This window comes from Kosakonia sp. S57 (genome assembly GCF_016516575.1).
In the GTDB taxonomy this organism is placed as follows: Bacteria; Pseudomonadota; Gammaproteobacteria; order Enterobacterales; family Enterobacteriaceae; genus Kosakonia; species Kosakonia cowanii.
Genome location: NZ_JACVUL010000006.1, coordinates 18,711 through 32,053 on the forward strand (window position 1 = coordinate 18,711; position 13,343 = coordinate 32,053).

Consider the following 13,343-nt stretch of genomic DNA (forward strand, 5'->3'; position numbering starts at 1 on the left):
TGCGGCGGAAGAGCCGGCCTGAAAGGCCGGCGTTCCGGTTCCCTGGTGTGGCCTGTGAGGCTCAGAAACCGAGTGTTTTAGCGTTTTCTTTTGTCACTTCGAGGATCTTATTAAAGCGGATCACTTTCTTATTCATATCAACATCGGCTTTGCCCAGCCCCTCGATGGAGAGATCGGACGTCACTTCTTTTCCTTGCAGCAGCTGGTCGGCGACGGTCACCAGTGCGTAACCGGCATCACGCGGGTCCCACAGCAGTGCTTTTTTGATGTCGCCGCGCATCAGATAAGGTGCAGCCTGCGCTGGCATCGCGATGCCAACAACCGCCAGTTTATCCTTCGCGCGTTTCTTCTGAACGGCCTGCCCTGCGCCAATCGGCCCAAGCGATCCGAAACCAATTACCCCTTTCAGATCCGGGTAGGTTTTCATCAGGTCAAGGGTGGTGGCATAGGATTTATCAATGCTCTCTGCCACCGGCAAACGCGAGGTGACTTCAAACATATCCGGGTACTTCTCTTTCTGGTATTTGATGGCGTAATCAGCCCAGGCGTTGTGCAGCGGCACGGTCAGCGAGCCGACGTAAATGGCGTAACCGCCCTTACCGCCCATATCTTTTGCCAGCTCATCGACGTTAGCCTGCGCATATTTTTCGCTGTCGATGGTTTCAATATCCCACTGCCCGATCTGCTGGTCCGGGGATTCATGAGTCAGTACTACAATGCCTTTGTCGCGCGCTTTTTTCAGCACCGGCTCCAGCACCTTCGCGTCGTTTGGCACCACGATAATGGCGTTAACGTTTTTCGCGATCAGATCTTCGATCACTTTCACCTGCTGCGCCGGATCGGGTGTGGAAGGCCCGGTCTGGTAAGCATTAACATCCAGTTTTTTTGCCGCTTCGTTGACGCCGGTCTCCATGCGGTTAAACCACGGGATCCCGGTTACTTTGGCTACAACGGCAATCTCATACTTCTGAGCGGCAAAAGCCTGCCCCGAGAGCATGCTGGCAGAAATCATCGCTGCGCTAATCAGGGCGAGTTTGAATTTCATGGTTGTACCTTTCTTAAGGGAAAGTCGCGGAGAGAGATTAACAATGAAGGGAAGAGGTAAAACAGCGAAAATGCGATAAATGTGATGCATGCCCAAAAATGTTAATTTAAAGAAAATAATTAGTTAAATTAAAGTTAAAAGAAGAAATATCTACTCACGATTACGCGTGTTAGTTGTTAAATAACGATATAATTTTAACTTAAAATTAACACGTAGTTAACTAAAGCCTCTTTAAGAGGTTTTTTTGCGCCTGCTTCTGCCCCGTTTCGCCAGCAGAAAAATATCAGTTTTGTGAGCTGAAACGAATAGAGCAATCCGTTCATCAGGATGGGTAATGGCGAAGTGACATTTTTTAAGGGCTATGTTAATAAATTCGCTGAATGAATGTGATCAGGGAGGGAATAGAATGAAACGATCTTTGTTGATGCTGACCGCGTTGCTGCTCAGCCAGCCGCTCTACGCTGATGAGTGCGATGACGCCTCCACTCAGACGGCGCTCAATATGTGTACCGCTGCGCAATATGAAGCCGCAGATAAGAAGCTCAACCAGACTTATCAGGAGGCGCTAAAGCGTTCTTCGCCCCAGCAGGCTGAGATGTTGAAAAAAGCGGAGAAAAGCTGGATAGCCGTACGTGACAATGACTGCGCGTTTGTGGGCTCCGGCACCGAAGGCAGCAGCGGCCAACCGATGGTATTGAACCAGTGCCTGGCGGATAAAACCAGTGAACGCGAAGCGTGGCTCGCCTCGCTGTTGCAGTGTGAAGAGGGCGATATGAGCTGCCCGCTCCCGCCCGCCAATTAACGGACGCGGATGCCTTCAATAATCATGCGCTGAACATTGTCGACGGTGCGCTGAAAGAAGGCGTCATCCTGCAGGGTCGCGCCAGTGACCGCTTCCACCTGGGTAGCGAAATCAGCGTAGTGCTGCGTGGCGGCCCAGATCATAAAGATCAGATGGTGCGGATCGACGGCGGCGAGCTTACCGCTGGCGATCCAGCCGGCAATAATCGCTGACTTCTCCTCCACCAGCGTTTTCAAACCGCCGGTCAGCTCCGCTTTCAGCAGCGGCGCGCCCTGCAACATTTCATGGCAGAAAAGACGGGATGCCTGCGGATGATCGCGCGAGACCTCCAGCTTCAGGCGAATGTACTCTTTGATCGCCGCAAGCGGCTGTAAGTCGGAACGAAACGCACGGAGCGGGGCCAGCCAGACATCGAGCAGTTGACGCAGCACGGCGATATATAGCGCCTCTTTTGACGGGAAATAGTAGAGGAGATTGGTTTTCGAGACCCCAGCCTGCTCGGCTACCTGCTCCACGCGCGCACCGTGAATGCCGAGACGGGAGAAAACCTCCAGCGCGGCGCTGAGAATAGCCTGCCTTTTCTCGCTGACAGCCCGCGTACGTTTACCTATTTCCTTTGCCATACCCACTCCATGACCCTGACCAGGCTGCAGCATAGCAAAGGTCGTCGTCTGGCTCGACCCTCTGCGCAGCTTTATCCGGTAGAAGATTGAAGATGGTATGGACGATCGCAGGCCAAAAAAAACCGCCGGGTCTCCCCGGCGGCGGGCATTTCGGTAACCTGTAAAATTTACCGACAGGTCTCGCTAGCTGTTGCCGTTGTTGCTCCGGCTACCGTGACTGTTTTTGCCCCCTTTTTTACCTGCTTCTGAGGCGCGCTGAGGATCGTTTTTAAAGTTCCCCCCGCTCTGCTGGCCGCCTTTGCGACCTGCTGCTGATGCTCTTTCACGGTCTTCAGCGAAGTTACCTGAACCACCACGATGATTTGCCATCTCTTCACCTCCAGTCGGTGTTAGTGAAATATCAGACATCTTTCTGCATTCAGTAAAAGAGGACTCTTTCACCTCACGACGTTAAAGCTAACCCTTTAACTGCGCCGCGTGAGAATAAGCTTAGTGGAATGCGGCTCATCAGCGCTTCTCCATTAACATTTTGCAACAGCTTCGGGGCCGAGTGGCAGAAATGACTTAAGCGAAACCAATAAATAATTCTTATGTATGGGGAAATTAATGACGCGAAAAATGTGTCAAAACGTAACTGTGCATTTACGCGGGGAAATAGTCTTAATTATCAGCCATGGCGCGTGTCGATTTGCACTCTCGCCATCACGTCATACCCTTAATAGGGGACGCAGCGTATCGCTGCGCAATCAACGTAGCAGGAGCAACAGCCAATACCGGCACTGGCGCAGTCAGGAACATACAATTTCCTCAGTCTGAACTACGCTTGCTCATCATGGGATGATGATTGTTCCCATCGGCTACGTCGCGAAACAGCGCTCTGATATTTCGCGTATTCGCGGCGGCAGGCCTTATGGCGCGACAACGATTGCCGGCCTGGCAGTCAAACTGAACGGCTAACTTTAACAGGAGGCGCTTATGCCAACTCAGGAAGCAAAAGCTCATCGCGTAGGTGAATGGGCCAGTCTGCGTAATACATCGCCAGAAATCGCCGAGGCGATCTTCGAACTGGCTGATTACGACGAGGTTCTCGCCGAGAAGATTTGGGAAGAAGGCAGCGATGAAGTGTTGATGCGCGCCTTTGAAAAGACTGATAAAGACTCCCTCTTCTGGGGTGAACAGACCATAGAGCGCCAGAACGTGTAGCGCTTCGGCTCCCCCATTGTTGGGGGAGCGTATCTGCTTTTTACTTCGCGACTTTACGCATCACTTCACTGAATTTTTCCATCGGACAGAATCCGTTACTGTCAGTCGGGCAGCCCGTTAGCTCCAGCGTGTAACGTTGCACCGGCGAATCAAACCCCATTTTTGCCACATTACGCATCTGCTCGGCGGTGAAGTAGAGATACTCAATCTTCATCAGATCGCGGTTGCTCTTACCATCATGCCAGCGCTGGAAGACCACTTTGCCGCTGATGGGCGTCTGCTCGAACTGACCGGGCAACTGCCACGGTTTAGCATCCAGCGCCGCCAGCAGCGAGGCGATATTGGAGTCATGACCAACCAGCAGCGTTACTTTCGGCGCAGCGGCGGGCTTCTCCACCAGTTGTTGGTCGAGGTAATCAAGCAACGGTTTGGCCACATTGCGCGCCACCTCTGGCGTGGTAAAAAGAATGGACTGATAGCTGTTTTTCAGCTTCTCCAGCAGTTGCCACTGCTTGTCGCTTTTTATCCCACCAAAGGCAACTTCATCCTGCGGGAAGCCTTCGTAATATTGCAGGGTAAATGCATCCACCAGCGCATTTGCCGTTTTTAATGGCCCGCTGACGGAGGGCTCCAGCCGGTAATCGGCACGGAACGTGTCCTTTTCATCACTCAGGGTACAGGGCTTGCCGCTTTGCGCTTTGCAAGCCGGCGAGGCTGAATAATCGACAATCTGCTCCAGCAGTTTATAGCTCTCAGTCAGATCGACACGCTGGCGGCTGGCCTCCATCGCCGCAATGGCTTGCTGGCGAAACGCCTCGTTGTTCTCGGTGATAACCGGATTAAACAGCGGATCCATTTCGCCCATTTTGCGCTGATGGAAGATCGGCACATCGCAGGCAATAAAGGTGTTACTGACGAAGAATTGCGCGGTGTCATGGGTGCGCGGCAGGCTGTTTGCCCAGACGAAAAACTGTTTCTTTGTCGGGCACTGTTCGGTAGAGAGCACTTTTTCGTGGGTCATCCACTTACGCATCTGGTGAGCAAAAAAGATCTCCACCAGCGCACCACGATCCGTCAGCTCCCCGCCCGCCACTTTCCAGGTTGGCCACGGTTTGGCGGTGGCCTGCACCAGCGCACTGCCGTTGTTTGCCAGCGGCGCGCGAATACCGTGGCGGCTGACAATCACCACCTGTTGCAGGCTGTAGCCCTGAGGTGTCGTTTGTTGCGCCATCGCGCTGGGTAATGCCAGGGCCGCGGCGATGGCGGCTGACCAGAATAAACCTTTCATCCTTTGTCCTTGTATCTCAACCCGATGAGGCAAGTGTGACACAACCGCACAGCGAGTGGACGCAGATAATCCCGCTTTAATCACGTCAGCCGCCCTGGATCACAAAAAAAGGAGCCGCGAGCGACTCCTTGCAATGATGCGAAACTCAGTAAGGGCTTTGCGTATGACGCACAATGATCTCGCTGACATCGACGCTGTCCGGCTGCTCAATGGACCACGCGATGGCATCGGCAATCGCCTCTGCGGGTAATGCGATACGGCGAAAACCCTCCATCGATGCTTTCGCACTGGCATCGGTAATGTGATCGGCCAGTTCAGAGGCGACCACACCCGGGCTGACTACCGTGACGCGAATATAGTCGCTCTCCTGGCGCAGCCCGTCGGAGATCGCGCGAACGGCAAACTTGCTGGCGCAATACACGGCGGAGAGCGGAAAGACCGCATGCGCGCCAATAGAGGCAACGTTGATGATCTGCCCTGCCCGCTGCTGCTGCATGGTCGGCAGCACTGCCGCAATGCCGTTCAGCACGCCGTGAACGTTGACGTCGATAGTCTGACGCCACTCCTCCATTTTCAACGCCGCCAGCGGTGAGAGCGGCATGACACCAGCGTTATTGATCAGAACATCGATGCGGCCATGCTGCTGCAGCGCGAATTGCGCCATCTTCGCCAGATCCTCCGCCTGAGTTACGTCAATGGCTAAACAGTCTATGTTACCCAGTTCATCACGCAGGGCCTGCAAACGCTCAATGCGGCGCGCGCCAATGACCAGATGATGACCCGCCTGCACCAGGCGACGTGCGGTGGCTTCACCGATCCCACTGCTTGCGCCAGTGAGCAGAATAATTTTGCGATTACTCATCTCTCTTCTCCCGTATTAAGTGACGCAAGCAGGTTAACCAGCGCGCGACTCACAAAACAGGCGCATTCTTATCCCATGATTGCCTGTTTCTCTTCGCATTGTTCACTTGTTGCGCGTGAATCGGCAGAATGGTTGCTCAAATATCAATAGATACGAGGAGTAATAATGGAGGAGATGGTCGCGTTACTGCGGGCGCTTGCACCGCACGAAGGCTCTACACGCTCGGCGCTGGAGAGCGTCTGCTTTATGCGCTCAGACCGCCCGCTGGCGCGCACGCCGGTGGTTTACAAACCCTCTATTGTTATCGTCTGCCAGGGGCAGAAACGGGGTTATCTGGCGAATCGCGTTTATTACTACGATAAACAGCACTATCTGGTGTTATCGGTGCCGCTCCCCTTCTCGACGGAAACGGACGCCAGCCCTGAGAAGCCGCTACTGGCGCTGACGGTGGATCTCGATATGACGGTGCTCTCTGAACTGATGCTATCGCTGGATCTGCCGCCCGGTCGCGCAGAGGCGGCGCCGGAAGGCATTATGTCCACGCCGCTCGAAGCCGATCTTGCCGATACGGCATTGCGATTACTGAAAGCGCTCTCGTCAAAGCAGGAGGCGCAGGTTCTGGGGCCGCAGTTAGTGCGGGAGTTATATTACCGGGTGCTAATGGGCGAACGTGGCGATGCGCTGCGTGCGGCGCTGGTTAATCAGGGGCAATTTGCAGCGATTGCTAAAGTGTTGCAGCGTATCCATACACACTTTACCGAGCCGCTACATATTCCGACACTGGCGAAGGATGCCGGTCTTAGCGTGCCTGCGTTTCATAAACACTTTAAATCCGTCACCAGCACCTCACCGCTGCAGTACATCAAGTCTGTGCGGCTTAACCAGGCACGCTTATTGATGATTCGCGATAACGCAACCGCTGCGGGTGCCGCTTTTCACGTTGGCTATGAGAGCCCATCACAGTTTAACCGCGAGTTTCGCCGCCTGTTTGGCCGCAGCCCGCGGGAAGAGGCAAATGAGATGCGAGCCTCCTTCGCGCTCTTTCCTCCGGTGTGATTACTCTGCGGCTTGCCAGATATGGACACAGTTGCGGCCGCGCGCTTTCGCAATATAGAGCGCTTCATCAGCGCGCTGAATAAAGCGCTCGTAGTCGGGGTGACCATCAAACATGGCGGCACCGATAGAGAGAGAAATCGGTACCCGCTCACCTTCAGGCGTTTTAATGATGGTCTTTTCGACGCGAGAGCGGATACGTTCGCCAATTCGATGCGTGTCAAACTCCGTCGCTTCAGTTAACAGGATGACAAATTCATCGCCGCCGTAGCGAAAGACATAATCACTGCTGCGCACGTTGTCATAAAAAGCATTTGAGACTTTACGCAGGATCTCATCCCCCATGGGATGTCCCCAGCTATCGTTTATTTGCTTAAATTTGTCGACATCAATAATTAACACTGACAGCGGCGTTGAGGCCCTTTGCGCATGGGATATTTCACGTTTGAAAATGGTTGGCATAAAGCGACGGTTGAGTAACTTCGTTAAAACATCCATGCCCACTTCGTGGCGGGAAACCTCTTCAAATAGTTCCCGCAGCAATGTGATTATCTGCACCACATTTTTTCTTACGGAAATAAGAAAGCCAACGCGCAGCGCGCGATTGCTTAATGCGCGGGGTGTTGCGCGGGTAGAACGAAATATTTCATCAAGCTCTTGCAGCAGACGGGATATATGACCTACCTCCGCGATCCCACTAAAATAGTGGCGTCCTTTGTGGTTAAACCACAAACCAAAATCGGACTGGCTGACGGCCAGCGTATTGCCTAAATCGGCATCCATAATGATTTTATATATCAGGTCGATTTCCCAGCTGAGAAGCGCCGCGGTTTGCCGCTCTTTCTCCTCTTCTGCATTCTCCATTAGCGAGAAGATACGATAATTTTCATCCTCTTTGGCTGAGTTGTGCTCGCTGAACGAGAAGGCACGCGACATCACTTCCATTGCAAGGTCGATGCTGTTGATCGCATGGTGATAAACCTGCAATTTCTCTTCTGCGCTAAACTCACTTTCAATAATCACCGGATAGAAGAGCTTCTTCAGTACGCGAAAGCCCATCTCGACCAGTTCGACGGAGATACCGATGCGCGCATGCACTTCGGCAACCGTGTGCTGCTGCTGAATCAGGCGCTCGATATCATCCGGCGTGCAGGCTAAAACTTCCTTTATCCAGCGCTCCAGCGCCGATTTAAGATGTATTTCAACCTGAGCATTAGAGAGAAATTCACGGGCATGGGGATCGGTTAATACGATGCGGTAGAAGGTTTCACTAAGGTCGTGAGCGTGGGTATGAGCCACCGCAGCGGTGAGACGGCGAATGTTGTGATCGGTCTTTTCTAATAGGGTAAGCCATTCACCCTTCATCGATTTAAGATAAGTTTCCATCATTCAGACCCTTACGGTAGTTAACACATCTTACGTTCAGGATGTTGCAAACAAACGTCTATCGACGCAGATCGACAGGGCCAAAATAATCGAGGCACCGCCCAAATATTCCTTCGGTTAGCGTCCGGGCGATCCTCGCTCACGATTTATAAATCACATGGTAAAACAGCACGTTAGAATTCATTTTAACCATGTGAGAAGGCAATAGTAGAAACGTACCGAAATAGAGTATAGCCCGTACAACTGCTATCACAACCAGCAATAATAATGTGGCCTGAGCGTTAAGATCTTATTTAAGACTATTTAATTACGGCTTCGCGCAAGAGCAATTTACAATCCGAAACACTCTCCCAGGCATTATTCTATATGGTAATTAATCATATGAAGATCTATACAATAAGCGATGATGTATATTTTCAGAACGGAATGATTTCATTGGCTAATGCAAGAGGCTGGACAATTGAAGCGCAACAGTTCAACCCGCAATTACTCACCGAACTAACTCTGGACGACGTTGTTATTCTCCATCTCGATAAAAAGAATATGGCTTACGCTAAAGCCATCTCCCCGCTCAATAAAGTATGCAAGCTTCTCGTTATTTCCGGCACAACGCGAAATATTTTGATCGACGAAGCAGATATTGTGCTTAAAGCCCAGGACTCGCTAAATGAGATTAGCCACGCGATTAAAAAACTCGCCAGACTCAGGAAAGAGGCCACCCATAAAGAAAACGTCCTCAGCGATATTGAAAGGATTGTGTTAAATGAATCGCTGAAGGGGAAAAATATCCATCTTATTGCCAAGCTCCTCTCTATTTCACCGAAGCGGGTTTATGCCTACCGAAATAAAGCATGCAAAAAGATGGGCGGGAAAAAGATCAGCGATCTCCTGCTAATCAAAGATAATTTGCTGGAGCATACCCACCTGTCATCCCCTACTCTCTCTCCTTAAACGGGGAATGTCCGTCTGCAGCGTATAACCACTCCAGACGGACATCTACTACCAGAGCTGCGACTGTTTGTTTATCTCATCCCAGCGAAAACACATATCACACGCCATCAAAAAATCGTTATGCCACAGCCTGTAAATATGCAGGAAGCTAAACGCGAGGCACGGCAGCAGACACAGCAGAAAATAGGCTTCGAAGAAAATTGCCACGCCCGAAAAATCAAATAATAAGCTGATCACGGCGATCCAGAGCGCTTCAATTACCAGTAAACTCAAAAGCTGCAGCCAGAAAGGCGTACCGGTATTAATGAACCGGGGCAGCGAGCTGGCGAAGTAGAAATCAATTTCACGCATAAAGAGGCGCCCAAGAAAGATATAGCGCCTCGATAGCCGGACAAAAAGCAGATTCATCGCCAGCACAATTGCGCAGAGCAGCAGCATCGCGACCATCAGCGGCGGAAAGAACAACCCCTGTTCGAGGGAGAACTCAGGCTGGTTTTTAAGCGGCACAATGGTTAACAGGCTTACGCCGAGGCTGATCAACAGGTAGCGGGCAACATAACGGTGAAGATGCTTAAACCGCACTGTTTCATTCGCCTCCTGGCCGATCAGCTTGATGTAACTGCTTCTGATACAACGAAACATACCTAAGAGAAAGAGCGGCGACAGCGCAGTCAGAAATGGCAGCACCCGCTGTGGTGTAAAAAATAACAGCGCCGCCTGGGTGGTAAGCCAAAAGAGCGTTCCGCTCAGCAGGCTGGCGATTGCCGGTCGCGACAGCGCCCTTTCCAGCCGACCCGCTTTTTTGCCAATAAAGAATGAGAGATCGATATTTTTAATCACACATTTATACGCCCAGTAGGCTTTTAGCTCCCAGATAAAATGAAACATCACCAGCGCGAGGATCGCGCTGGTGATCATTGCGTCCTGTGATGTCAGGTTAAACGCCGCGTTTTTCCAATATAGCCCCAGCAGCAAATAGATAATGACGCAGAGCAGCAGCAGGATTTTTCTGTCCTGGTGGCGGATAAAAGTCAGGTAATCAGGTATCACGATGGTGCCCTCACGCTGATAAAAGCGTTTTGCAGTGCCGGGACATCGCGGGCGTAAACCCGATAAAGTCAGTGAGCATCGGTGCAAGGTAGGCTTTATTGCTGATCTCGACAAACTGCACGTCCGGCTGATGAATAAGCCACCCATCGATTGAGTCACGCCATTTAACGGTGTGAGTCAAATGGCGCGCGAGATTTTCTTTGATCTGCTCAGGGTGATACTCCGCCTTGCCGGAAACATTCATGACCACCGCATGGCGCGGTGGCGTAACGTCCACTCCGGCAAGATAGTCCCGCATCAAGGCAACGCCCTCGGTCATCAAACGTGTATGCCACGCGCCGCTAACGCCGAGTTTGACCGGTTCTAATCCCTTCTCCAGCAACAGACGAGAAAAATCACGTAGCGGCGCGCTCGCCCCGCCAATGACCTGCTGCTTAGGGCTGTTATCACAGCTAATATCGACAAGTAACCCGGCATGGTCGATCAGTTCGCGCAGGCGCAGAGCATCGATACCTTTCACCGCCGCCATCTCGCCTTTGTGCAGACGGCTGATCTCATGCATAACCTTCGCGCGAAAGTGGATCGCCTCAAACAGCGTCTCCAGAGAGAGCGCACCTGCGGCATACAGGGCGCTATATTCGCCGACGCTGTGCCCGCAGGAACCGACAATCGCACAGGGATCCATTTTTTGCTGGCAGAGGGTATAAAGCGTGACATTAATGGCCGTCACCGCCAGTTGCTGCACTGTCGTCTGAATCAACCGGTTCATCGGGCCTTTCAGGCAGAGGCGCCGAATATCAATCCCCGAAACATCGCTGGCACAATCCCAAATGTGTTTGGTTGCCACAGTGAGATCCCATAAGTCGGCCCCCATGCCGATGGTCGGGTTCCCCTGTCCGGCGAACAGTAATACAACCGCTTTTTCTGTTTTTTGTTCACTCATCTGTCATGTCCTTATAAGAGATAGTTAAGCCCCAGATAAAAGCCGACGGTTTTGCCAAAAAAAGCGAATTCCGTATCCTGTTTGCCGAGCCCGGCCCAGCCGCCGGCATAGACATTCAGGCTGTCGTCAAAGGAGGCTAAGGGCGTCGAAAGGTGTAGGCCTAACAGAGCGCTGTTATCACGCATATTCATCGTGATATAGGGCTGAAGCGTTGCCCCCTTCTCACTGCGAAAACTGCCATAGGCGCTCAAATAGTGTTTTCCCTGCAGTTGCCCTTTGTTGGCGACATTACCGATTTCGGCGCCCATCAGATATTTGTAAGCGTCAAAGATCTGATCTAATAACGCCGACTGCGATGCTCTGTTCAGGTAACGTGAAAGTTGCGCCTGCTGTTGCCATTCACTGTCTGAATAGCCTTCACTCTGGAAGTAGTATTCAAGCCCCAGCACAGCGAAGTCGCGGGTGGTGTACTGCGCACCTAACGCCACTTCTACTCCCGGTTTGCGGTCTGCGCGATAAAGCGAAGAGGGAAACTGATAATCCACGACCTCTGCGCCACGTTCAGGCGAAAAAAGGCGCCATTGCTGAGCGTTGTGCAACGCCACTTCGCCGTTAAAAGTGAGCGCTGGCGTGTAGCTGAAGCTGTCCGAGAGCGCAAGAGATCGTTTATCACCCAGCAGCAGGCTCAGAGCAGGCGTATGGTTTACCAGACGGTAGTCGGTATAACTTAAGAGATACCGCGCCTGCGCATTGCCGCGCCGGTTTGCTGACCAGTGGCTGGATGTTTCATACCGCTGGTTAATGGTTGCCAGCTGCGGCGCAACCGTAAAGGCGAGACTGTAGTCGCGATGGTTATCGACTAATCGCGCCCCCCATGATGATTCGCTATAGCTTGACCGCATGGCGGGATCGTAAATGCGCGTGCTTTTAAAGCCCGCATAATAGTTGCTCATCAGCGCAGCGGGCGATTTAAGAAAAAAGAGCCCCGGCGTTGCCGTTAACTTCCCGGCCTCCAGGCGAAGCTGGTCTGAAAGGGTGTAGCTAAGTTGTAACCTGTTTAGCAGCACGCGCGAGCGCTGCTGATCCTCTTCAAACGAGCCGGGCAGATGCCATGCGTAATAAGCGAGACCGTAGAGGGAAAAATCGATATCCAGACGATTTTCAATGACCGCACATTTGCTGCTGAATTTTATCCCGGCATCCTGAAAAGCATTTGTCGGGGTATAAGCACTTTCTCCGGCGGTTCTCCACGGCGAAGCTGTTCGCGTCATATAGGAGGTTTGCAGCATCAGCGCGGTTTCGCTATTTGCGGCCACCTCATCACCGGAGAGGCAGGACGCCTGCGAGAAAGAGGCAAGCAATGAGAGAGGAATAAGCAGAGTATTAATGAGCGATTTCACTTCACACCCCGCTGAATAGCTTCCCTGGTAAAGTAAAATTCGGGCAAAGATTCGAGTCTGACGTCGCTGTATTCCATAACGGTAAATCCCTTCTGGTGGCGTGCATCATGCACCACGATTTTCATTGGCCGTGCTTCTCCGAGCACGCGCTGGTAATCCAGATAACTCACCTCCTTAAGTAATTTCTCATCCTGTGAATAAAAGGAGGCGCTATAAGGGCGAAAACTCCCTTTCTCGACCAGATAGACAATTTTGGGATAGGTTGCCGCAGGGGTTTTCCGTTCAAGGGAGAGTCGATAACAGAGGCTCTCTCCACAGGCTACTTCGCCAGTGAGTTGAGCGTTATAGGCGTAATCGAAATTGGTAACAATGACATCGCTATTCGCGATCTGTCCGACTAAGCGCTGCTCAGGCGAAACAGGCATTGGACGACGTAACTCCGGCGAGTAGAACCATAAGTCATACCAATCCGAGAGCATAATTTTGCCTTTATCTCTGGCAGGATAGATAAAGCGCACAAGGGATCTTGCATCCGCAGGCTGGCCATTTTCGGGCTTCATAAAGCGCATCGAAACATCGAAAATCTGTGTATTGACCGCCTCACCAGTTTTTTCTTTATATTCACGCACCGTGACGGTATAGCGAAACGGTTGATTCGGAGAGCGTATTTCATCTGCGCGGCGGATAATATCCTGCGCTGGCGTCGCATTACAGACCGCAGGGATCATCGCCAGCGC

At 52.1% G+C, this 13,343-nt stretch carries 14 protein-coding genes and 1 pseudogene; 5 read left to right on the top strand and 10 right to left on the bottom strand.

Annotation, left to right across the window (positions count from 1 at the left end; translation table 11 throughout):
* Positions 1-61 precede the first annotated feature (61 nt).
* Positions 62-1,045 (bottom strand): autoinducer 2 ABC transporter substrate-binding protein, encoded by a 984-nt coding sequence (locus IAE48_RS07345; RefSeq protein ID WP_023481662.1) that lies wholly within the window; start codon positions 1,043-1,045, stop codon positions 62-64.
* 406 nt (positions 1,046-1,451) lie between these two features.
* On the opposite strand from IAE48_RS07345, the gene IAE48_RS07350 reads away from it, so the two are divergent.
* Positions 1,452-1,847 (top strand): lysozyme inhibitor LprI family protein, encoded by a 396-nt coding sequence (locus tag IAE48_RS07350; RefSeq protein WP_200133943.1) that lies wholly within the window; start codon positions 1,452-1,454, stop codon positions 1,845-1,847.
* Here IAE48_RS07350 and rutR read toward each other — a convergent pair.
* Both rutR and IAE48_RS07360 read right to left on the bottom strand, forming a co-directional pair.
* Entirely contained in the window at positions 1,844-2,503 is a 660-nt protein-coding gene (rutR, locus tag IAE48_RS07355; protein ID WP_370568973.1) for an HTH-type transcriptional regulator RutR, read from the bottom strand. The genes IAE48_RS07350 and rutR overlap by 4 nt on opposite strands.
* A 150-nt stretch (positions 2,504-2,653) precedes the next feature.
* Positions 2,654-2,839: a general stress protein gene (locus IAE48_RS07360; RefSeq protein ID WP_023481335.1), complete on the bottom strand. Its 186-nt coding sequence runs from the start codon at positions 2,837-2,839 to the stop codon at positions 2,654-2,656.
* Positions 2,840-3,239: 400 nt separating this feature from the next.
* Here IAE48_RS07360 and IAE48_RS24050 point away from each other — a divergent pair.
* Positions 3,240-3,403: pseudogene (locus tag IAE48_RS24050) on the top strand (NAD(P)H:quinone oxidoreductase); the annotation flags it as partial.
* Positions 3,404-3,445: 42 nt separating this feature from the next.
* Positions 3,446-3,673, top strand: coding sequence for a YccJ family protein (locus IAE48_RS07365; protein WP_023481800.1), 228 nt, complete (start codon positions 3,446-3,448; stop codon positions 3,671-3,673).
* Positions 3,674-3,713: 40 nt separating this feature from the next.
* On the opposite strand, the gene agp is transcribed toward IAE48_RS07365, so the two are convergent.
* A complete protein-coding gene (gene agp / locus IAE48_RS07370; protein WP_200133945.1) occupies positions 3,714-4,961 on the bottom strand; it encodes a bifunctional glucose-1-phosphatase/inositol phosphatase in 1,248 nt (415 codons plus the stop codon).
* Positions 4,962-5,106: 145 nt separating this feature from the next.
* On the bottom strand, positions 5,107-5,823 hold the full coding sequence (locus IAE48_RS07375) for an SDR family oxidoreductase (protein ID WP_042713490.1): 717 nt from the start codon (positions 5,821-5,823) through the stop codon (positions 5,107-5,109).
* A gap of 174 nt (positions 5,824-5,997) precedes the next feature.
* On the opposite strand from IAE48_RS07375, the gene IAE48_RS07380 reads away from it, so the two are divergent.
* Complete coding sequence (locus tag IAE48_RS07380) at positions 5,998-6,879, top strand: AraC family transcriptional regulator (protein WP_200134050.1); 882 nt, start codon at positions 5,998-6,000, stop codon at positions 6,877-6,879.
* On the opposite strand, the gene IAE48_RS07385 is transcribed toward IAE48_RS07380, so the two are convergent.
* Positions 6,880-8,262, bottom strand: coding sequence for a diguanylate cyclase (locus IAE48_RS07385; protein WP_200134051.1), 1,383 nt, complete (start codon positions 8,260-8,262; stop codon positions 6,880-6,882).
* Between the two features lie 381 nt (positions 8,263-8,643).
* Here IAE48_RS07385 and IAE48_RS07390 point away from each other — a divergent pair, with 381 nt between their 5' ends.
* Positions 8,644-9,213 carry a LuxR C-terminal-related transcriptional regulator gene (locus IAE48_RS07390; protein WP_200133946.1) on the top strand — a complete coding sequence of 190 codons (570 nt, stop codon included), beginning with the start codon at positions 8,644-8,646 and terminating at the stop codon, positions 9,211-9,213.
* Between the two features lie 48 nt (positions 9,214-9,261).
* On the opposite strand, the gene IAE48_RS07395 is transcribed toward IAE48_RS07390, so the two are convergent.
* The 4 genes from IAE48_RS07395 to IAE48_RS07410 are packed head-to-tail and all read right to left on the bottom strand — an operon-like array spanning position 9,262 to position 13,334.
* Positions 9,262-10,263, bottom strand: coding sequence for a hypothetical protein (locus IAE48_RS07395; protein WP_200133947.1), 1,002 nt, complete (start codon positions 10,261-10,263; stop codon positions 9,262-9,264).
* A gap of 10 nt (positions 10,264-10,273) precedes the next feature.
* Positions 10,274-11,206 (bottom strand): ACP S-malonyltransferase, encoded by a 933-nt coding sequence (locus tag IAE48_RS07400; RefSeq protein ID WP_200133948.1) that lies wholly within the window; start codon positions 11,204-11,206, stop codon positions 10,274-10,276.
* 11 nt (positions 11,207-11,217) lie between these two features.
* Entirely contained in the window at positions 11,218-12,606 is a 1,389-nt protein-coding gene (locus tag IAE48_RS07405) for a hypothetical protein (RefSeq protein WP_370568974.1), read from the bottom strand.
* Positions 12,603-13,334: an outer membrane lipoprotein-sorting protein gene (locus tag IAE48_RS07410; RefSeq protein WP_233631487.1), complete on the bottom strand. Its 732-nt coding sequence runs from the start codon at positions 13,332-13,334 to the stop codon at positions 12,603-12,605. Before IAE48_RS07410 ends, IAE48_RS07405 begins: the two co-directional genes overlap by 4 nt.
* Positions 13,335-13,343 lie beyond the last annotated feature (9 nt).

Bases quoted from the DNA above. Each gene is read 5' to 3' on its own strand.
- IAE48_RS07345 (WP_023481662.1), bottom strand. From the start codon at position 1,045: ATGAAATTCAAACTCGCCCTGATTAGCGCAGCGATGATTTCTGCCAGC.
- IAE48_RS07350 (WP_200133943.1), top strand. From the start codon at position 1,452: ATGAAACGATCTTTGTTGATGCTGACCGCGTTGCTGCTCAGCCAGCCG.
- rutR (WP_370568973.1), bottom strand. From the start codon at position 2,503: ATGCTGCAGCCTGGTCAGGGTCATGGAGTGGGTATGGCAAAGGAAATA.
- IAE48_RS07360 (WP_023481335.1), bottom strand. From the start codon at position 2,839: ATGGCAAATCATCGTGGTGGTTCAGGTAACTTCGCTGAAGACCGTGAA.
- IAE48_RS07365 (WP_023481800.1), top strand. From the start codon at position 3,446: ATGCCAACTCAGGAAGCAAAAGCTCATCGCGTAGGTGAATGGGCCAGT.
- agp (WP_200133945.1), bottom strand. From the start codon at position 4,961: ATGAAAGGTTTATTCTGGTCAGCCGCCATCGCCGCGGCCCTGGCATTA.
- IAE48_RS07375 (WP_042713490.1), bottom strand. From the start codon at position 5,823: ATGAGTAATCGCAAAATTATTCTGCTCACTGGCGCAAGCAGTGGGATC.
- IAE48_RS07380 (WP_200134050.1), top strand. From the start codon at position 5,998: ATGGTCGCGTTACTGCGGGCGCTTGCACCGCACGAAGGCTCTACACGC.
- IAE48_RS07385 (WP_200134051.1), bottom strand. From the start codon at position 8,262: ATGGAAACTTATCTTAAATCGATGAAGGGTGAATGGCTTACCCTATTA.
- IAE48_RS07390 (WP_200133946.1), top strand. From the start codon at position 8,644: ATGAAGATCTATACAATAAGCGATGATGTATATTTTCAGAACGGAATG.
- IAE48_RS07400 (WP_200133948.1), bottom strand. From the start codon at position 11,206: ATGAGTGAACAAAAAACAGAAAAAGCGGTTGTATTACTGTTCGCCGGA.
- IAE48_RS07410 (WP_233631487.1), bottom strand. From the start codon at position 13,334: ATGATCCCTGCGGTCTGTAATGCGACGCCAGCGCAGGATATTATCCGC.